This is a genomic window from Pseudomonas sp. PME37.24/025 (assembly GCF_055556615.1).
In genome coordinates, this window is record NZ_JBVHNK010000460.1 from 1 (window position 1) to 240 (window position 240).

At 63.3% G+C, this 240-nt stretch carries 1 pseudogene; it reads left to right on the top strand.

The features are described 5' to 3' along the window. Positions 1–240: pseudogene (locus ACZ3HH_RS31080) on the top strand (polyhydroxyalkanoate depolymerase); the annotation flags it as partial.

Consider the following 240-nt stretch of genomic DNA (forward strand, 5'->3'; position numbering starts at 1 on the left):
TCCGGGCTTCTTCCAGCTCTCCGGCTTCATGGGCATGAACCTCGATCGTCACCTGACGGCGCACTGGGACATGTTCAAGCACCTCGTGGGCAACGACGGCGACTCGGCCGAGAAGCACCGCGAGTTCTACGACGAGTACCTGTCCGTGATGGATCTGACGGCGGAGTTCTACCTCCAGACCGTGGAGACGGTGTTCGTCCAGCACGCCCTGCCGAAGGGCGAGATGCGCCATCGCGACGC